The 21204-nt window shown below is 41.5% G+C and carries 15 protein-coding genes; 10 read left to right on the forward strand and 5 right to left on the reverse strand.

Annotation, left to right across the window (positions count from 1 at the left end; genetic code table 11):
• The first annotated feature begins 85 nt into the window (after positions 1–85).
• Positions 86–2281, forward strand: a complete 2196-nt coding sequence (locus ACHUFN_RS04910) for a malate synthase G (RefSeq protein WP_394221186.1) — start codon at positions 86–88, stop codon at positions 2279–2281.
• A 320-nt stretch (positions 2282–2601) separates the two neighbouring features.
• Complete coding sequence (locus ACHUFN_RS04915; protein ID WP_394221187.1) at positions 2602–3510, forward strand: patatin-like phospholipase family protein; 909 nt, start codon at positions 2602–2604, stop codon at positions 3508–3510.
• Positions 3511–3530: 20 nt separating this feature from the next.
• Here ACHUFN_RS04915 and ACHUFN_RS04920 read toward each other — a convergent pair whose 3' ends face one another.
• From ACHUFN_RS04920 to ACHUFN_RS04930, 3 genes are all read right to left on the reverse strand, one after another.
• On the reverse strand, positions 3531–4430 hold the full coding sequence (locus ACHUFN_RS04920) for a hypothetical protein (protein WP_394221188.1): 900 nt from the start codon (positions 4428–4430) through the stop codon (positions 3531–3533).
• 688 nt (positions 4431–5118) lie between these two features.
• Positions 5119–6135, reverse strand: coding sequence for an NAD-dependent epimerase (locus ACHUFN_RS04925; RefSeq protein ID WP_394221189.1), 1017 nt, complete (start codon positions 6133–6135; stop codon positions 5119–5121).
• Between the two features lie 323 nt (positions 6136–6458).
• Positions 6459–7226, reverse strand: a complete 768-nt coding sequence (locus ACHUFN_RS04930; RefSeq protein WP_394221190.1) for a S1 family peptidase — start codon at positions 7224–7226, stop codon at positions 6459–6461.
• Positions 7227–7346: 120 nt separating this feature from the next.
• Between ACHUFN_RS04930 and ACHUFN_RS04935 the strand changes: the two genes are divergently transcribed.
• The 6 genes from ACHUFN_RS04935 (at position 7347) to ACHUFN_RS04960 (ending at position 15771) form a co-directional block, all read left to right on the forward strand.
• Positions 7347–8039: a YdcF family protein gene (locus ACHUFN_RS04935; RefSeq protein WP_394221191.1), complete on the forward strand. Its 693-nt coding sequence runs from the start codon at positions 7347–7349 to the stop codon at positions 8037–8039.
• A 63-nt stretch (positions 8040–8102) separates the two neighbouring features.
• Complete coding sequence (locus tag ACHUFN_RS04940; protein ID WP_394221192.1) at positions 8103–8942, forward strand: PEP-CTERM/exosortase system-associated acyltransferase; 840 nt, start codon at positions 8103–8105, stop codon at positions 8940–8942.
• 107 nt (positions 8943–9049) lie between these two features.
• Complete coding sequence (locus tag ACHUFN_RS04945; RefSeq protein WP_394221193.1) at positions 9050–10768, forward strand: FAD-binding protein; 1719 nt, start codon at positions 9050–9052, stop codon at positions 10766–10768.
• A gap of 103 nt (positions 10769–10871) precedes the next feature.
• Positions 10872–11831, forward strand: a complete 960-nt coding sequence (locus tag ACHUFN_RS04950; protein WP_394221194.1) for an EDSAP-1 family PEP-CTERM protein — start codon at positions 10872–10874, stop codon at positions 11829–11831.
• A 133-nt stretch (positions 11832–11964) separates the two neighbouring features.
• The gene (locus tag ACHUFN_RS04955) at positions 11965–14655 is read left to right on the forward strand and encodes a tetratricopeptide repeat protein (RefSeq protein WP_394221195.1); all 2691 of its coding nucleotides are present in this window, start codon (positions 11965–11967) and stop codon (positions 14653–14655) included.
• Between the two features lie 3 nt (positions 14656–14658).
• Entirely contained in the window at positions 14659–15771 is a 1113-nt protein-coding gene (locus ACHUFN_RS04960) for a GNAT family N-acetyltransferase (RefSeq protein WP_394221196.1), read from the forward strand.
• Here ACHUFN_RS04960 and ACHUFN_RS04965 read toward each other — a convergent pair.
• On the reverse strand, positions 15722–16306 hold the full coding sequence (locus tag ACHUFN_RS04965) for an acyltransferase (RefSeq protein WP_394221197.1): 585 nt from the start codon (positions 16304–16306) through the stop codon (positions 15722–15724). The two genes, ACHUFN_RS04960 and ACHUFN_RS04965, sit on opposite strands and share 50 nt — an antisense overlap.
• Positions 16303–17514 (reverse strand): TIGR03087 family PEP-CTERM/XrtA system glycosyltransferase, encoded by a 1212-nt coding sequence (locus ACHUFN_RS04970; protein WP_394221198.1) that lies wholly within the window; start codon positions 17512–17514, stop codon positions 16303–16305. The genes ACHUFN_RS04965 and ACHUFN_RS04970 overlap by 4 nt, the downstream gene beginning before the upstream one ends.
• A gap of 188 nt (positions 17515–17702) precedes the next feature.
• Between ACHUFN_RS04970 and ACHUFN_RS04975 the strand changes: the two genes are divergently transcribed.
• Together ACHUFN_RS04975 and ACHUFN_RS04980 are read left to right on the forward strand one after the other, a co-directional pair.
• Positions 17703–20240 carry a hypothetical protein gene (locus ACHUFN_RS04975; protein ID WP_394221199.1) on the forward strand — a complete coding sequence of 846 codons (2538 nt, stop codon included), beginning with the start codon at positions 17703–17705 and terminating at the stop codon, positions 20238–20240.
• Positions 20237–21202 carry a glycosyltransferase family 2 protein gene (locus ACHUFN_RS04980; RefSeq protein ID WP_394221200.1) on the forward strand — a complete coding sequence of 322 codons (966 nt, stop codon included), beginning with the start codon at positions 20237–20239 and terminating at the stop codon, positions 21200–21202. Before ACHUFN_RS04975 ends, ACHUFN_RS04980 begins: the two co-directional genes overlap by 4 nt.
• The last annotated feature ends 2 nt before the right edge of the window (positions 21203–21204 follow it).

Consider the following 21204-nt stretch of genomic DNA (forward strand, 5'->3'; position numbering starts at 1 on the left):
ATATGGCAAAAATACAAACCATAAATTAAAAAACTATCTCTATACACACTACACTGGGTTAACAAATAAATGTATAGAGGTAGTTATGCAAGGATATATTACTAGAGGCCGACTTCAGGTTGCCGAACAGCTCGATAAATTTATCAATGAACAGGCACTTCCTGGTACCAGCGTAGATAAAGACACCTTTTGGCAAGGTGCAGAAACCCTCTTCGAAAAATTCATCCCTCAAAACCGCGCATTGTTGGAAAAGCGTGAGCAGCTTCAACGCGCTATCGATGACTACCACAAAGCTGGAAACCCAGTAAACACAAACGAATACACTGACTTTCTAAAAAGCATTGGCTACCTTGTAGAGCAGCCGACTCAAGTGAGTGCAGAAACGCAAAATGTCGATGAAGAAATTGCGACAATGGCTGGTCCACAATTAGTTGTGCCTATTAACAATGCACGCTACGCGCTGAACGCTGTTAATGCTCGTTGGGGAAGCCTTTACGACGCACTTTATGGCACAGACGTAATAAGTGATGAGGGCGGCGCAGAAGCGGGAAAAAGCTATAACCCTGTACGCGGAGAAAAAGTTGTCGCGAAAGCCAAGGCATACTTAGATAGTATGATACCGCTAGCTAAAGGCAACCACGCTGAAGTAACTGAATACAAAATTGAATCTGGAAAATTGGCTATTACCCTTGCCGATGGCGATGAAACTACCTTAGCAAACACCGAGCAATGGCAAGGATACCAAGGCAACGTTAGCGCGCCCTCAAGCCTACTTTTTTCACATAACGGCCTACACTTTGAAATTCAATTAGACCCAACTCACCCTATTGGCGAGAGCGACGCTGCAAATGTAAAAGATGTGCTCGTTGAAGCCGCGCTTACTACCATTATGGACTGCGAAGACTCTGTGGCCGCTGTTGATGCTGAAGATAAAACGTTGGTGTACAGCAATTGGCTAGGCCTTATGAAAGGCACGCTAAGTATTGAAATGACCAAAGGCGGCAAGCAACTTGTTCGCGCCATGCATGAAGACAGAGCATATCAGCCTTCTAAACACACCTCGAAAGAGGCGTTAAGAGACGGCGAGCTTGTACTTTCTGGCCGAAGCCTAATGTTTGTAAGAAATGTAGGTCACCTTATGACCAACAATGCCATGCTTTTCGACGGGGAAGAAGTGCCTGAAGGGATTATGGATGGCTTAGTCACCTCGCTTATAGCCAAACACGACCTGTCGGGAAACAGTAAATTTAAAAATAGTCGTAAAGGCAGCATTTATATTGTTAAACCCAAAATGCACGGGCCTGAAGAAGTTGCTTTTTCTAACGCGCTATTTGGCGAAATCGAAACCATCATCGATGTACCACAAAACACGCTTAAAATGGGTATTATGGATGAGGAACGTCGCACCAGCATTAACCTTCAGGCCTGTATCGCTGAGGCGACTTCACGCGTTGTATTCATTAACACTGGGTTTTTAGACAGAACGGGTGATGAAATTCATACGTCTATGCTTGCAGGGCCATTTGCTGAAAAAGCCAAGCTTAAATCTATGCCGTGGATTAAGGCTTATGAAACGGCAAACGTTGCTATAGGTCTTCGCTGCGGTCTATCTGGCAAAGCGCAAATTGGTAAGGGCATGTGGCCAATACCAGATGAAATGCAGAATATGATGGACGCTAAAATAGGCCACCCAAAATCAGGTGCGAATACTGCGTGGGTGCCCTCTCCTACTGCCGCTACGCTACATGCATTGCACTATCACGATGTGAATGTATTTGACGTGCAGAAGTCTCTCGATGATAGCTTTGACGGCCTTGCTGATATCCTTACTATTCCATTGCTAGAAGAAGCTTCTACGCTCACACGTGAAAGCATTAAACGTGAAATTGATAACAATGTTCAGGGTATTTTAGGCTACGTAGTACGCTGGGTCCATCAAGGCGTGGGGTGTTCAAAGGTTCCAGACATCAATAACGTAGGCCTAATGGAGGACCGTGCTACGCTTCGAATATCATCGCAGCATATTGCGAATTGGCTCGAGCATGGCATTGTAAGCGTTGACCAAGTGAAAGAGTCGCTTGCACGCATGGCGGTTCTCGTAGACGAACAAAATGCTGACGACCCTGAATATATTCCAATGACACCTGATATAGAAAGCTCAATTGGCTTTTTAGCTGCTAGCGATCTCATCTTCAAAGGTAAAGAGCAACCTAGTGGTTATACTGAACCTCTTTTGCACGCCCGCCGTCGAGAGATGAAAGCCAAGCTAAGTGGCAAATAGTTTTTGAGTCTCAAAAGGTTTCAAAGTAAAGCGAACTACTATCAGCAATGGATTCAGGCGATTTGCTAAACCTTCAGACAAAATAAGTCATAAAAAAGCTCATCTTCTCTTACAGGAAGTTGGGCTTTTTTTAGTTTTCCTTCTTAATAGCACAAACTGTGTCCCCAAAAGGTAACACCTAGACTAAAGATAACGCCTATTTAACGCTCTCTTTTTTGCCGACTTCGTATGTGTCAACTAAGCTTCTTAGAAAAGGGATTGCGCTTGCACGCCTTATTGTCGAGCAGCATGCGCAAAGCCCACTAGTATGGAGTATGCATATGCAGATAGCTTCGGCAGCAACGCCTAACCATTTGTCAGAAACAAATTTAACGCAAATTGTTCCTATTTTTTCAGGAGGAGGTACGAGATTAAGCGCTCATATTGGCATTATTAAGGCCTTGCAGGATATGGGTATTGGTTTCGACACTTTGGTGGGCGTGTCAGGGGGCTCTATTGTGGCTTCGCTTTATGCGAAAGGATTCAGCATTGAACAAATGCGGGAGCTCGCTTTAATTACTGACTTCAAACAGTTTACTGAATTCTCATTGGTAAGACTGTTACGAGAGGGCGGGCTATCATCTGGGGACGTATTTCAAAAATGGATGGATAATCAACTAGAGGGCGCAGTGTTTGCTGATTTACCCCTTGATTTAAACATACTTGCTACAGACGTAAATGGAGGTGGGCCAGTATTGTTTAACAAAAAAACCGCGCCTGAAATGAAGGTATCTGAAGCAATTCGCTATTCTATGTCCATTCCTCTAATTTTTTCATTTAAGCCCTTTAAAGAACATTTGCTAGTCGATGGTGCCATTTTATCTGAGGATGCGCTATTTGAAGACTGGCGAGGTGACGGCACTCCATCGGTTTGTTTCCGTCTACAAAGTACGGAGCAAAAGCGCAAAGCCATTAAGAAAAATCTGCTACAGCTCCCTCAATACGTAAGCATGCTTATTCGAACATTTATGACCGCCATTTCGCGTGAGTACGTAAATGCAAAGTATTGGCACAATACGGTTGTGGTAAATACAGGCGAAATATCCGCCGTAGACTTTTCACTTACGCCCGATATAAAGAACACACTTTTTGAGCTTGGTTACTCTACTACTAAAGAATTCTTGCCCAAAAAGTGTGCGGGGTTCATGAAAAGCAGTGAGGCCGCTAATCATGCTGCGAGATTACTGTGACGCGTACTATCACAGTCCGTTCACTCGTGGCCGTTTTTAATTAAAAAACTTTTGAAAGCGGCCTTTCTCGCTCCCCACCTCTGCCATAGCTCTAGCTTACTTTCTTTCTTTCTTGTAACTCTAATTAATCCAAGCGCCAATAGGCTACAAATGAATAAATACAAGCTTAGAGGCTCATCAACTGACGTGACACCTATAGGATCTCTTGCCCAAACTGAAATATGAGAAATGTCATGTGCAAAACCCGAAAGATCAAATTCACCTTCAAAGTTGTGCGGAATGGCCAAATCAAAAGAGTCATTCAACCCTTCATTGATCATATTGAAATTAAAGTCGTAAATTATCGTGTTCTTTCCCACCTTGAAGCTAAATGCAAGGTGATCGAAAAACCTGTCGCCAAAAATTGATGATGCCAACTCTGCCAGCATTCTCTCAGGCTCAGGAAAAAATAACGACCAATCGCCACTTTTACATTCTTCGGCACAGCTAAAATTAATGTTGAGATATCGGTCTAAATCAAATGATGAACCATCCATGAACCATTGTGTAAGGTTTGTTGTTTCAAAGCCTTTGCCGTCGTCCTTACCTAAAAATATCCAACCTGGATCATTTACCAAACCATCCCCATCAAGATCTTGAAGATCGTCTTCAGTAATAAACGCTCCTGGTGCTCCGAACCAAGTGGCACCTTTTTTGTGTTTTTCTCCGTTGAGTAATCCATCTCCCCATATACCCGTATTAAAAGTGGGTAAAGGTTGATCATTACCTTCAAAAAAGCCTGCACATGCCGAAGCGTTGATGCTCTCATTCGTGGGCACCATTTCCATATTGGTCTGCGTATTAACTGCAGATGTAATTACTATATCGCTTAAATTTCCGTCGCATTCGATAGTTGCTGCTGAAGCTGAAATTGAGCTCATTAAAAAACTCATGATTACGATGAACCTTATCATTATTATTCTCCGTCATTATTCTGATAGAATTCCACAACCGCTACTCATGGTCTTATCCAATAAAACCGTGCATTATCTATATATGCTTAAACCGCGCCACAAAAAAACCTACAACATATCAATTTATTAGCGTGCGAGCAATCACTTAAGATCAGAAGGTTGTAAAAAAAATCGACAGGTTACTTCATACAAAGAATCTGTTACTTAAAGTGCTAGGCTATAACACTCTCAGGTTAACCTTAATACTTTCCTAGTAGGTTGGAGAACGAAACTCATTGTTCAGTCACCTTTGCGCCAATCACTAAATTTAAAAAGGGCTTATATCACATCTTTTTAATGAGTAAAAAGTCAGCTTACGAGTGTCTTGCACGTCAACAAGCGAACAGCACTCTAATACCTGACGTGCATATTGGTCCATCAATAAGCAGCAAAAGACGCCGAGCGACCATGAACCTCAATCATTCAATCTGAACCCACCATAAACACAAAGACTTGCTGTAATTACGCGCAACTACATTGCAAGCATCATACGATTTTCTTTCTAGACGGTTTATAACCTTTGCTATCCACAACCAAAAGAAAATGCCCAAAAAGCGGGCGGGGTTCATGAAAAGCAGTGCGCTTGAAGTGTCATAGGCAAAGGCAACAAAGTTTTTTACACGCTGTAAAAGTCTCTGTACCAATCGACAAATGCTTTAACCCCCGTTTCAACGTCAGTAGACGGTTGATAGCCTGTATCGGCAACTAAAGATGAAACGTCTGCGTATGTGTCTGGCACATCCCCTGGCTGGATTGGTAGTAGCTCTTTCTTCGCTTCTACTCCCAAAGCACTTTCTAGCGTTTCTATAAACTTTAACAAGTGAACTGGAGTTTGGGCTCCAATATTATAAACCTTATAAGGCGCTTTACTTGTGCTCGGGTCAGGATTATTTCCATCCCAGCTTTCGTTTGGTTTCGCTACGTTATCTAGTGAACGAATTACCCCTTCAACAATGTCGTCTATGTAAGTGAAATCTCGACGATGGTTGCCGTAGTTGTAAACCTGAATTGTTTTACCTTCTAAAATGGCTTTCGTGAACTTAAATAGCGCCATGTCAGGGCGCCCCCACGGGCCGTAAACAGTGAAGAATCGCAACCCAGTCGTTGGCAAGTTGTATAGGTGGCTATAGGTATGTGCCATTAACTCGTTAGCTTTTTTAGAGGCGGCATACAAGCTAACCTGATGGTCTACGTTGTGCTGTTCTGAAAACGGCATAGTTTCGTTTGCACCATAGACTGAACTAGAGGAAGCATAAACCAAATGTTCAACCTTATTATGGCGACACCCCTCAAGAATATTCACAAAACCGACAATGTTTGAGTCGACATAAGCATTTGGGTTTTCTAGTGAATAACGCACACCAGCCTGAGCAGCCAAATGCACCACTCTGTCGAACTTATGCTCTTCAAAAAGTGCAGCCATTTTTTCGCGTTCTTCTACGCCCATTTCAACGAATGAAAACAAGTTAGCGGCAGATGAAGATGTGAGCTCGTTTAAACGAGCATGTTTTAGATTAACATCGTAATAATCGTTAATGTTGTCAATGCCGACAACTTGGTCACCACGATTGATGAGATATTTCGATACAGCTGCACCAATAAAACCAGCTGCTCCGGTGACTAAGATTTTCATTTATAAATCCCTTGGGTATCGTGCATTCAATTAAAGTTAACTCACGCGCTCAAGCCCTATGCGGTCTTAGCGCATTTCCATATTTTTCGCGATATCAATCGTACTGCATAAATAGAGTACCTAGTTAATTGACCTATATACAAACAAAAATGTAAAGGGCCTGACCGATAGCCACATCAAAGCGCGCGATTTTATAAACTGCCAGTGTACGAAAACCGTTGTTATGCAGTAGTGCTTATTCCACGACTATCAAGGCAAAAACCAAGCAAATAGTACGCCACAACAGAGCTGGGTAGTGAGGCAATTCTGTCTTATTTTATTGGTCACAACTTTTTCAATAGTTTATTTACGAATTTCACTGGAATAGCGTAAGAAATTCCAGTGGGTGACGCCAAGGCGCTTTCCTTTGTATCTTTTACCAACACTTTATTAATGACTCCTATCACTTCTCCGGTGCGAGGGTCGTATAGAGGGCTTCCACTGTTACCAGGATATGCAATTGCGTCAAGTTGGTATATAAGGCTAACATTATTTAAGCGCGTCACCATAGCATTCGTTAATTGGTTACTGTTAAAAGCAGGGATTGCGTCTGGCGTAATGGCTGAGATATAGCCCCTATGTGTTGCAGGGTATAACCCCAAAATAGCGCCAATTGGGAAACCAGTTAGCGCTATTTCCGAACCGGGTAACAACAACTCTTCACCTCCCAACTCAAGAGCTGGCAACGACGCATCTAATCGTAATAACGCTAAATCATGTTTGGGGTCTATTTTAACAACCTCTGCTTTCACTTTTTTGACTGTAGTGCCTTCTCCACTAAGCACTACATAGTTTTCAACGATGGTAGGATCGAGCTCTTCCGAAACAACATGGTAGTTTGTAATAGCATAGCGACCGTCTTTAACAACAAAGCCGGTTCCCAACACTCTTGGTGTTGAATGTTTTATAGGTGCATCTATCGCTACAGCAACTGTTCCCTCAGACACCAATTTCACAATTGAAGTAAAGTCTTTTTGTGTGTCGGGTGCTGCATTGAGCTGTGCTGTAAAGAAACAAAGCGAGAGAAAAAAACAAACAATTGAAATTTTCATATATTTCCCATTAATAGCGCGTTAGCTTAGTATTCTAATTTTAAGATTCTGCAGAATATAATGTTACTTTTTAAACAAATCATTCTTTTGTTGATCTCTCCACTTATAATAAGTGTTTTTTTGATTATTTTGTCTGTGATTGCAAACAAATTAAAAAAAACTAAGACTGCAAAATGGTTACTATTCTCCAGCGTTTTCGTTTTACTTGTATTTTCACAGCCTTGGGTAGCAAATGCGTTGCTCCATCCGTTGGAATATAATCACGATGCACAAGATTCACTGGACGACGTAAAGTACGACGCTATCTTTGTTCCCGCCTGCTATTATCAAACCAATTTTGAGTTACCGGAAATTTCTAGATGGCACGAATGTTCATTACAGCGACTTATTCAAGCCAAAATGCTCTCTGATGAACACAAGCTACCCATTATTGTCACGGGCGGTAATTTTTTATCTGATAAAAGCGTTAAATATTCTGAAAAAGCCGAATCTTTTCTTACTTTACTCGGAATTGCACCAGAAAATATTGTATCGATACCTGAAGGTGCAGACTCTCTGTCAGAAGTAGAAGCGCTCAGCAAACTATATAGAAAGAAAAAATTAATCACTGTGACAAGTGCTACTCATAGGATTCGCATTAAACAAATGCTCAGCCAATCTGAAGTCGAATCAGTGATTATTAGCGTAGATTTTCAAAGTTCGGGAGAGTTAACCCCTTTCATCTCTTATCCTTCAATTCTCGCGCTAGAAAGGACAAGAAGAGCACTTTATGAATACTTAGCAATAGCTAAATATCAATTTTTTGAAAATTAGTAGAAAAGGATTAAGCAAATTTCGAAAAAGATTTGCTAGACTGTTTCAAAGGACGTTTTATGTGTGGATCAAAGATTAGTGGCTAAAAAAACAATAATAGGGCGAGTGAAGTCAATTGTCGGCCGTGATAGCAAATTAGGAAAAGCACTTGGAGGGTTAGAGAAACTTCAAGAGGCTAAGTTCATTTCTAAACACTTTTCTGAGTTTCTAGAGCCTGTGGTTGCGCAGTCTCCGACATCTCGACAGCAAAGCTACAACATAAGACACAAAGTATATTGCGAGGAGTTAGGTTTTGAACCTCTTCGGGATAACAGTTTAGAAACCGATGAGTTCGATACTTTTTCAAGCCCTTGTCTAATTAAACACAAAAGTTCTGGTCACTACGCAGGTACTGTTCGCTTGGTAAGGCCGCAGGTTGAAGGGCAGCAGCTTCCCATAGAGAAATACTGCCTCAACTCCATTACTCACGAAACACTTAACCCTAGCAAATTCGCGAGAAAAGATATCTGTGAGATTTCACGCCTTGCAGTTCCTTTGGAATTCCGCAAACGTCAAATGGACCGCTTTGCTGGTGCTGCTACCGGTGTCATTAACGAGCACACGTACTCTGAAAATGAGCTGCGATGCTTTCCGTTTATAGCGATAGGCCTTTATTTTTCTGCCGCTGCATTAGTTATGCACAACGAAATCAAGCACACCTATGTGATGATGGAGCCTCGTCTAGCACGCAGTATGAGGTTTGTAGGCATTCAATTTGAGCAGGTCGGCCCCGTAATTGACTACCATGGTAAGAGAGCGCCTTACTATATTAATCCAAGTTTACTTTATGCGAACTTGCGACCCAGCTTCAAGTTAATGTTAAAAAACATTCAGCAACAAGTTGAGAAGTATCCTCGAGACTAAAGATATACTTTTATCACGCTTATCGCTAAGTCGAGCCTCATCGCTCTTCTCAAAATACACTAAAATTCAGTTACGCAATCTGATTTCAGGCGCACTAGGTAACCTTTATGAGAACACTAGACCTTGGTTATGAAAAACTGAGAGACCTTTTACTCGAATCTGGCTTTCAATCATCGCAAATTTCGTCTGTTGACACTAACGATGCCAATATCACGTACCCCGACAGCAACCCAGCTTTATTAGTTGTTAAACCGTCACCTTCTCAATCGAGCGGAGCTTCAAGATATAATGAAGTAGTTACACTAATTCAACTTGCGAAAGATAATGGTTTTGCCATTCACCCTTACAGTAAAGGTGCTAATTTGGGATATGGTGGAAAAGAGCCATACGGCCCGAATTGTTTAGCTCTGGATTTAAGTGCATTTGATAGAATCAGTAACTATCATAAAACGAGTGGGCATATCACTGTTGAACCTGGCGTATCGCAAGAAGCAATTAGTGCATTTCTGAAACAAAACGGCGATGTTCACATACATGACACAACAGGAGCGCCTAAGTTTGCCAGTGTTGTTGGTAATTATCTTGAGCGCGGCTTTGGTCACACCCCCTTAGCTGAGCATGCTAAAAATATACTCCATGCGGAATTTATCGTCCCCAATAGTAAAGGCCAATTGCCAACGCATCATGTAACGTCGACAGATGGAACAGCATTTGAGATTGACGAGAAAAAAGTGCATAGAACCTACAGCATAGGTCCTGATATGACAGGGCTTATTATTCAAAACAATATTTCAATAGTAACAAGTCTCACAATAAAGCTGTTAAAAAAACCTGAGTGTTTCGTCGCCTACTTCATCCCGTTTAAGAAAGAAGATACCGAACAAGTGATCGACACCTGTGCAATGCTAAGAAAGCAAAATACTATTCACAGCGCTGCACACATAGGAAACAATATGAAGACGCTACAGCTACTGGCTGTACAGTTTCCGGAGTTAATTACATCTTATGATTTTGACGAATTAAAAAAGTTAATCGACATGTTCAGCCTAGATGACTGGACGCTATCTGGGGGCATGTACGGAACACCACATCAAGTTAAAGCACATATCAAAGATTTGAAGGCCGCAATGAAGAAGCTAGGTGTAAAGCCCTTATTCATTGATGAAAAAAAGCTTGGCTTTATAAAGAAAACCTTGTCTTTACCCCCTAAATATAACAAGGCTTTGGTTAAAAAACTGATTTCCAGTGATAGCGGAGCTTTAAGAAAAATAGGCGCCAAACTTGCCCTTAGAAAAAGCCTGCTTGAGCTTTGTAAGATAAAGCAAGGAACGCCTAGCAATGAATTTCTGCGAACTATTTATTGGAGAAACCTCCATAAATTGACAGATTCAGTTCCAAATCCAAGTAAGGATAAGGTTGGCCTGTTGTGGGGAGCTCCTTGCTCAGAGATTTCTAGCAAAGACTTTAACGTAATTACTTCTATCATGGATGATACGTGTAAGAAGTATAAATTCGAAAGCCCAATCTCAGTAACCTTAATAAATGAGAGAACAATGGAGTGCGTGCTATCTCTTTCTTGGAATAGAGAAGAGGAAAATGAGGACGAGCGTGCGCTGGCTTGTTATAAAGAAATCATGCTTAAATGTGCTAACATGGGTTTTCTGCAATACAGAATGTCGACCTTTTCCAATCAATTCTTCGATCAACATCATTTACCAATGCCGCAATCGCTTTTGAATCTAAAATTATATTTAGATCCGTGCAACGTAATCTCTCCATCAAAATATGATTTAGTGTCTAAAAATTTTACAACCAATAATGACTAATTTAGAAAATTCAATAAATTCAACAATTTAAAAAATGGCACGCTGCATGCTTATGTTAACAGTGTATAACAGACCTACTGTTCAAACCAACGGAGCGTGGAAAATGAAATTAGCAACAACTATCAAATATGCAGCGATTGCGGGAGCTCTTGTTACAGCTTCGAATGCGACTGCAGGTGTATCCGCAACAGCTTATTTAGAATTAAATGATCTTGTTGTTGAAATTGACACAAACGGTGACTTGATTCCTGATCCAGTTAATCCTCTAGACTTCATTAGCATTCTTCCAGGCGGTACTCGTTCAACAAGTACGTTTGTTGATAACAACGGTGCTTCTGACTCAGACCTAGATTCACAGCCTTCTGCAACTGCAGATTCTGACGCTGATTTACTTTGTCTTGGTGCATCTTGCGGAGTGTTGGGTCTTACTAACAACGGCCAGTCTGTTGACGGCGGAAATTTAGTTGCAAGCGACGCTTTCTACTACTCTGTAGCTGACGCACAAGTTACAGGTAGCGCGATTGGTGCTGGCGCAACAGGTTTTACCTACGCAGATGCGGGCATCCCGGCTGGTAACGATGAAAGCGCGGGCGCGAACAGTAACATCGCGAACGATATTCTTACTACCTTTACACTTGGTATGTTGACAGACATCAACGTTCGATTCAGTGCTTTGATGGATTACTTGGTTGATGCATTCATCTCACCAGACATCGCTGCTGATGGAACTCGTGGAGCTACATCAACTGCTAAAGCAACGTTTGGCATCGAGCTAGTTAGCTTTGACACTGGTGATACTGTAGATATTGATGGTGATTCAGGTGTAACATTCAACGATATCGCTATTGACCAGCCTGGACTAGGTAATTTGATTGTTCGTTCAGGCAACGATGTAGACTTTACGTCTGGCTGGGCTAACGTTACCGCTGGTACTTATCAGTTGACAATTACTCAATCTTCAACTGTACAAACCACGCTTGTCCCTGCTCCAGCTACGCTAGCAATGGCGGCATTCGGGTTACTAGGCTTAGGCTTAACAGCTCGTCGCAGAAAACAGAAGTAATCATTACTTTACTTTGAAAAAGCCGGATTTTAATCCGGCTTTTTTTGTTTATTCAATGTTAATACTTCTTGTGACTAAACAAAAAGCGCGATACCTTTATTAAGGTAAATTCACGGACGTTAGAAGTGTTAACATGCTAAAAAATAATATTCGAATTGCTGCTGCTCTAGCTTTATTAACTTGTGTTGGATGCTCTCCAAAAGCTCAACAGGATTATATTCAAGAAACCAAAACAGCGCTTGAAAACGGGCAAACAAGAGAGGCTGAAATATTAATTAAACAAGCCATGAGTGAGAAGCCAACGTCTAGCCTTAGATTATTGCTTACAGAGGTTTACTTGTTAAACGGCAACATTATTGGCGCCACACAGCAGCTCGAAAAAGTAGATATTGAAACGCTCACCCCACCTGAACAGAGCAAAGCTGAGAGCTTAAATGCGCAATTAGCTATTCTTAGCTTTGATAGCAACTACCAAAGACTTTTAGATAGCGAAACCAATTGCCAAGCATGTCGGTTGGCGGAAGCGTGGTCTAGCGTCGCGTCGTCAAATTCCGTAGATTTACAGAAAATAGAAAGTGACACGGTCGCATATAAAGTTTTTGAGGCATTTGATAACAAAACTCTCTCAAGTTTAGATATTTCATCATTAATTGACAGTTCTACGTCCGATATTGAACTGCTTGTTATGGGCGATTTATTAAGACGGTCGAATAATCTCGACGGAATGATTACGGTTTATGATGCGTATAAGAAAAATAATCCTAACGTATTGAATATTAATTTGCCGTTGGCTCAAGCCATGCTGATTAAGGATGATTTTAAAAGAGCCAAAGAACTTGTTAACCCTGTCCTTGCAAAATTCGCTAAAAACCCAATGGCTAATTATCTTAACAGCTTAATTCTGTTGAGCGAAAATAAACAAGATGAAGCATATAACGCTATATCTTTAGCTGATACCTACGGAATAGATATGCCTTCTGTTTCGTTAACAAAAGGGCTTTTAGAGTTCAATTCTCAAAATTATGAATCAGCACTAAGTAGCTTTGAAAAAGCAACAAATATGGCCCCAGACAATGAACTGGCCAATACCATGCTTGTTGCTACCAAAGTCAAACTGGGTATTACCGACGACGCACTAGAAACTCTAGCAACTCAAGAAAGCTTCTCAGAGCTGGATGTGTCTACCATTGGACAACTTATAGGCACAGAAAGCCATGCCAGAGAGTGGGTTACCCTTCAATCAAAGCTAGCTCAAAGCGAATCACCTAGAGCAAGAGTGCTTAGCGGGCTTATCGAGTTAGCACGTGAAGGCAGTTCTGAAACATTAAGTAAACCAGGCGACACTTCAGATAGCACTTATAATCTCATTCAAGTTGCGATGATGATGAACAAGGCTCAATTTGACGATGCGCTAAATTATGTAAACAAGTGGCTAGAAAGAACAAATGACAAAGTAAAAGTCATGAACTATAAAGCAGCCATCCTTATTGCTAAAGGTGACCGAGACAGCGCAAAGTCAGTTTATCAGGAATCTTTGGAGCTTTTGCCTACAAATAGAGCCGCTCACATGTTCATGGCTCAGTCTGCTGCAAAGAATAAAGATTACGAGAGTGCACTGAATTCTCTTGATAAAATACTAGAAAACAATCTCAACGATATTGTTGTATTAAAGTTATACCTTGCCTTCCAAAAGCTCTCTAAAAGTGAAAAATACGAATCGAAATTACATAGCTATATTGATGACGCTATTTCAGAATTTGACGATAATGTTCTTTTTAAATTAATGAAAGCGGGTATTTTCGCTACTCAAGGCGCAAATGAGCTTGCTCAAAGAGTTCTAAACACTGTAGATGCCGAAAAGGCAAAACTAATCAATCAGTACTGGGAGTTACAATTTTACCTAGCGAGCCGTTCGAATAACGCAAATCAAGCAAGAGATATAGTCAAGGCATGGAATAAACAGTTCCCAGACAGCACACGCCCAAATGTTGCATTCGCAACATACCTTGAGAACGCAGGCCAATTAAAAGAAGCGATTTCAGTACTAGAACAAGTCCCGCACTCTCTTGACCGACCAAAAGAAAGCCTTGCGCTAGATTCAAAGCTAGTGTCACTTTACATTCATCAGGGTAACTTATCTAAAGCGAAGTATAAAATTGGACAGCTTGAGAAAAAGTCTAACCTTCCACCAGGGCTATTAGATTACCTAAACGGTACCTACGCTGTTAAGCAAAATAATTTAGATGAAGCGGCATCATTACTTACAAAAGCTTATAGCGAGTCGAGTAATTCCCATACGCTTAAATTACTTCATGCACTAAACCTAAGGCGTGGCAATGTCGATAATGGCATTCTGAAAGCGCACCTTGAGCAATATCCTAACGACCTATCAATAAAAGCACTATTAGCTGAGTCATTAATAGGACAAGACAATGCTCAGTCGATAGCTCTTTTTGAAGAGATTGTTAGTCAAACAAGTGGTAACACTGATGTATTAAACAACTATGCATGGGTACTTCACCTTGAAGGTAAAAACGACAAAGCTTTTGAAATTGCTAAGCGAGTGGTCGAATTAAATGCGTCAAACCAAGACTATTTAGATACGTTATTTCGCATTTTAACTTCTTCAAAGCGTTATAATGAGATAACCGCGTTTTCAAATAATGCGAGTTCTGACACCAATACGCTTTTATTAGCAAACGCACACATGCATCTTGACGAACAAGCCCAAGCTCAAAAGGCTTTAGCTTCTGTCGAAAAGTCGAGTTTGAGTGAAGAAGATTTATCTTTGTACGAGCGTGTTTCAAAAGACGTAAAAAATTAGTACATGGAAGAAACACAATGGCTAACAGATGTAACTTGGGAGCAGCTCTCCACTGTTTTACACGAACTAAACTGTGAAAACTTTTCGCCATTTTTGAATGAGGAGTTTCTTGAAGCGTGGTTTTCCCAAAAGACATTACCAGTTCATCTGTTTTTACTTTATAAACAAGGTACTGTTAGCCACTTTGCGTTTATTGGTGAAAGTTTTAAAAAGAAATATGGGCTGACTTTTAAGTTAGCTCATATTAACCAAACCGGTTGCCCTCGTAACGACCAAGTGTGGATAGAGTACAACACGTCGTTTGGTTTCCAAGAACACCAAAACCGTTTCTTTTTTTTGCTTCTAAAAGAATTAGAGCGCCAACATTTCGATATTCTGCATGTCTCAATGACATGTGAGTTTCTTTTCCCCAAAAAGTATTTGAACGGTTTGTGCAACAACGCCGATATTTCACACGGCTTTCGGCGTAGTTTGTCACAAGAGCTTTCTGTCGATCAGTTGATCTCTAGCCTTTCTGCAAATAGTAGAAGCAAATTAAGACGAAGTATAAAAGAGCTGCACCTTCAGTTCGGCCCAATTAAAGTGGCCATTGCTGAAGATTTGGAGCAAAAACTTTCATTTCTAGAGCAACTAGAAAAGCTTCACATCAAGCGATGGGGAGACTCTGATTTTGGCAGCGGGTTTGAAAACGAGGTGTTCAAAGGCACGCTAAAGGGCCTTTTAAGAAGTGAAGGCAAGCTTTGTGAAATAGCAAAGGTTACAGCAGGAGACGCCCTGCTAGGGTACACGTTGAATTTGATACAAAAAGACACGGTCTTTTTTTACTGCTCTGGAGTAAACCTTGAATTTGTGTCGAAGCATATTAAGCCCGGTTACGTTCTGCATCTTGTTTTAATGGAACACTACGCACAACGTGGGTTAAGTTGGTACGACTTTATGGGGGGCGCAAGTCAATACAAACAAACTTTATCCAATGACACCGTTGTATTTCACTCGATACAAATTCCAACAATGACATTCAAAGGTGTTCTTACACGTTTGAAAAATTATTTGGCGAATGTAGCAGTTATTCTCTCAAAGCGCGTAAAACCTTCGCAGGATTCCCGCCCACAATAACCCCGTCAGGCACATCATTAACAACTACCGAACCTGCGGCTACCACGCTTCCTTTGCCAATATTTGCCATTACCAGCGCACCGTTGCCTAACCAACAGTTTTCTCCTACAGACACTTTAGTAAAAACGCCACCCTGGTCTTTTATCGGCTTTTCTGGGTCAGAAAAATTATGCTGTCCTTTTCCACTCATAATATGCACACCACTGCCCAATAAGGTATTTTTGCCAATAGCGCACTTACCAATATTACATTGCGGTCCTATGTATACCCCATCTTCAATTTCGGTGTCTTGTTGCGAAAACAACGTAGCAAAACCAATGAGAGCGTTGGGCGCACATGAGGTCATTACGAAGCGATAAAAGCCTGAACGCAGGTAACACCCTAGCTTACCGGGAATAAGTGATAGTAACTGGCTAAAAGAGGTGAACAGCGAATCTTTGTTCGTAACAAAAGACAACACTAAATATGTGAGTGTGAAAGGGAGCATCACAAGTGCACAAAGGGCAAAAAAACTTTTTTTGATTATTGATTTCATGTTTTCGCCATAGCCTCTTTCAACGGACTGAGTTGTTGTTCCCAGCTATATTCGCTAACTATCGCTTGATAGCTGCGTACCGCCTTTCGCTGTGATAGCTCAAAGTTTTCAATACTTTCAATGCATGCTGTTACAAAACTGTCTACGTCATCAACTATCCACATGCTCTCGGCGTTGGCAAATGAGATCCCTTCAGCCCCCATTGAAGTGGTTATTATTGGAAGCTTGCATGCTGCCGCTTGAAGCACCTTGTTTTGCACCCCTCTTGCCAACCTAAAAGGTGCTACAAAAGCATGGGCTTGATGAAAATAAGGCAGTATATCGTCAACAAAGCCTGTGACGTCTATGCCGTCACTGCCCGCTAGCGCTTTTATTTCTTCAATTGGGTTCATTCCGCCAACAGTGAATTTTGCATTCGGTACCTTCTCTCGAATGAGTGGCCAGCAATTTCTAACAAACCAAAGGACCGCATCCACATTAGGTTTGTAATCCATAACGCCTGTGAACAAGAAATGTGGGGCCGTGCTTATCGTTGTAGCACAAGGCTGCACTTTAGCTGGGTAAAACGCATTAAAGTCTAATCCGTTTCCAAGCACCGTTATAGGTTTCGTTGTGTCTACTGAAGTACTAAATAGCTGTGCCTCTTCCTCTGCTATTAAAAAGCACTTGTCAAACCGCTGGTTTGTTTTGGCTTCTAGCTTTTTAATTCCCTTACTCTCGCGCTTATACACGTAGCGCATTGGCAATGAAGAAGAATCTGCATATTGCGCCCACTTATCTGAGTCGACGTCCATAAAGTCCATAAACAAACGACAACGAGTATTATTGAAATACGGCGAATTGAAAATGTAATAACTTAAACTAGAGGCGGTTAAAAGCAGTGCGACGCTTCCCTCTTTCAATTTTTCATCTATGACATGTTGAAGTGCTTTTGAGTAGAACGCCCCCACACTTATGGGCAGACCTTTAAGTAAAGCCGAAGCGTAGCGCGTAAATTTACTACCTAACTGATAGGAGTTAACCGAAATATCAAGATGCTTGGCTAACGCTTCAGCATTTTTTTTATCTTCTGCGGTTTCTATCAGAGAAAAAACTTCGACTTCGTATCCTAAGCGGTTTAGAAATTCAATTTGATGATATGTTCTAAGTTTTTCGCCCTTATTCGGGGGATACGGAACTCGTTGCGACAGCACGCAAACTTTCGACATCAGTGCCTTCCAAGCTAATATTAGTGTTTTTATTTATCCTGCAGTCATACTACTTCGAAGCAAATATAAGGTCAAAGCAACAAATTAGTGATGAAGGCTACACAAGCGACACTTCCATTGGCATACTAGAGCCATTATGCATATGTTCATCAAGAACATTGCTCACGGAAGAAACAAAGAAAGCAGTAATGACACAAACGGTTGGAACTATCCAGATTGCCTCTTTAGTCAAAGAGAAGCGCGGACATTTTAAAATTGGAATACCCTGCCCTATAGGAATGTGGCCCGCCGTCACTCAATTTCGGCTCGCCGCAAACGGGACAGTGTTGTCTGATGCTTTTAACCAAATCTCGCAGTTATGGCCTGATGGTTCTGTTAAGTGGTTATTATGCGAAGGCTTGATTGATCTACAAAGTCATGCAGAAAGTGATGAAATAGTCCTCACGCTAGACGCTGTTAAAAGCAGTGCATCATCAAAAACACTCGTATCCCCTATTAGCAACAACAGTGACACCATTTCATTGTCGCTGAATAATGGTAAACAGATCACCATTAATAAGACGAAGCCTTTTGCGTTTGCAACTGATAATCACTTTTCCAGTTCTTTCGATGTCCTTGGTATCAACTCTCAATCAGTAACACCCATTGGGTTCTCTTACACCCTTCATTGCAGTAACGATGAGTACACCGCCGCAACTGTTGAACAAAAATACAAGATAAACCTTGATGACGATAAAAAGCTCGTCGTTGAAGCTAAAGCTACAATCTTTATCAGTAATGGGGCAATCTCAGGCCACGTTACTGTGCGTAATCCAAGCGCAGCATCACACCCTCATGGGAAGTGGGACTTAGGTGATCCAAATAGTATTTATTTAAATGAATGCTGTATCTCGCTCACAGGTAAAACGCTCGAGTCGTCGCTTTCGCTGAATTCTGAAGTTTTTAGTTCATCTGAACATACAGAGCTAACACTCCATCAAGCGTCTAGCGGGTTTGAAAACTGGCAAAGCCCAGTACATGTAACTAAAGACAATGTTAATTCGCTACCTTTTCGCGGCTTTAAGCTCTATCAATCAGAACACTTATTACTTTCAGGAGAGCAAGCAGAGCCGCGTATAAACTTCTATGACAGTGAGAACACTTACAGCGTTCAGGTTGATAAGTTTTGGCAGAACTTTCCATCTTCAGCAGAACTAGAAGCCAACACGCTAAGCGTTAGCATACTAGGTTCAAGGCATAGTGAAAAAACTGAGCTGCAACCTGGAGAGCAAAAAACACGAAGTATTTCAATCGCACCTTTTGAAATACAATCGCTACAAGTAGTGATTGATAGCTCTTGGTTAAGAAACGCATCTGTACTGCCCTTTCTTCCCTCTGCTCCGTGTAAGTTTGATACGCTCATTAAGCGTGGTATCGAAGGGCCATCTTCCTTTTATCAAAAACGACTTGATATCGACGAATTTGGATGGCGACATTTTGGTGAGCTTTATGCTGATCATGAAAAAGCACTCGCCCCCGACGAACCGTTTTTCGTATCGCACTACAACAATCAATACGACCCAATATTCGGTATGCTAACTCAATGGTTATTAAGCGCCGATTCTCGTTGGTTTGAATTAGCTGATGATCTTGCTAAACACGTTGCAGATATTGACGTTTATCATACTAATGAAGATAAACCCGAATATAGCGGTGGGTTGTTCTGGCATACCGATCATTATGTTCAGGCATATACCGCCTCTCATAGGACGTATTCTAAACATCAACCAACCGGCGTATATGATGACCATGCTGGTGGCGGCGGCCCGGGTGGACAACATTGCTATACTAACGGTCTTACCTTGCACTACCTGCTGACTGGCTACGCTCCATCTCGTGATGCTGCGCTATCTATCGCGCAATGGGTAACCAATTACTATGAAGGTGACAACACCTTTGTGGGTGCGTTGCTTGCGCTCAAAAATAGCGAAATTCCCGGGGTAAAGAATGTAAAAACTGGAAAATACCCACTAGACAGAGGAACTGGCAACTATTTGCAAGCTAGGCTAGATAGGTACGAACTACAAGGTTGCGAGAGCGATATTGACGCTGTGTCTTATGTTATAGCGCATACTGTTTCTCCCTTTGATGACTTCAGCCAATTGCAATTAGATAATGTCGAAGCCACTTGGTTTTACACGGTCTTTTTGCAAGCCGTCTGCCGATTCATCTCATTAAAAGAACAGCGCAGCGAATACGATTCAGGCTATCAGTATGCCGTCGATTCACTTACTCATTATGCAAATTGGATGACATCTAACGAATACGCCTATTTAGATAAACCAGAGATCCTTGAGTTTCCAAATCAAACATGGAGTGGACAAGACTTAAGAAAGCTGTGCGTGCTTAACTTTGCTTCTAACTACCTAACCGATGAAGAGCGTACACTTGCTTTACAAAAAGTAGAGCAACTAGCAGAAATAATTTATCAGCGCCTTAGTACAAGTAATGAAACAAGTTCTACACGCATACTCTGTCTTATGATGCAGAACGCTCATTACTCTGGTTTCCAGCGCGCAGCAAGCCCTCTTTTGGCAAATAGTGGCCATAAAACCTATGCCTCAACTGAGCCATCCAGTTCGTTGAGCTATCTTTTATCACACCTTGCTGAATTGTCGCCCTCTAGAGAGAAGCAACAATTAGTGAAACGTTTCCCTCAGCTTCAGAAATGGTTGGGTAAACCATGAGTATCAATACGTCTTTTATTATTCCTCATAAGGGGCGTGAAGACATGCTTATTGAGACATTAACGAGCATCGCGAACCTTCAAACACCGCAAGAGCAATATGAAGTTATCTTGGTTAGCCAAAACAAAGAAATTTCGACAGCACTTAGTGAATTTAAAGAAACAGTAAATTTGCGAGTTGTTCACAGCGACGATAACAACACAATTTCGCATTCAAGAAATTTAGGCGCTGACTTGGCAGCGGGCAAATACTTAGCGTTTTTAGACGCTGATATATCACTTGCTTCAAATTGGTTAAACGTGATGATTGATACTATCAATACTCGTGACAACACGGTTTTAGTGAGTGCAATGCAGGTTAACAGCCCTAACGCTCCCCCTCTAGAGAGAATTAGAACGGCATTAAGTAATGCTGAGCTTGATGTCCCCGTTAACTTCCTGCCTGGACGAAACTTGTTTCTTTTGAAGAGCACCTTTGAAGCGGCAGGCAGGTTTCCCGAACACCTTCTAACTTGTGAAGACTATTTCTTTACTGATAAGGTAAACAAATTAGGCGAGTTATTTTACACCTCGCAAACCCAGTATGTTCACATTGGCGAAGATAAAGCTTACTTGCCAATGTATAAAAAAGAGATATGGCGCGGCCAGTCTAATATTGCGTCGTTAAGAGGTCGGCATATTCCACTAAGGGAATGGCCAAGTTTTATCGTTCCTTTTGCATTTTCAGGCGGTCTTTTAATTGCTGTTCTCGCGATAATATTCTCGCAACCTGTTATTGCTATGGTTATGTTGCTAGGGGCTCTACTGCCTTTTGCAGCCTACACACTGCGATTAAAGAGACTTGTTAAGCAGCAAGTAACGTGGTGGCGTTGTTCACTTTTTTATCTACTTTATTTTCCGGCTAGAGCAATTGGAACACTAATAGGAGTACGCGGCGCTGTAAGTACCAGCTCGCATAAATAACA

This window comes from Alteromonas gracilis (assembly GCF_043642145.1).
Classification (GTDB): Bacteria; Pseudomonadota; Gammaproteobacteria; order Enterobacterales; family Alteromonadaceae; genus Alteromonas; species Alteromonas gracilis_B.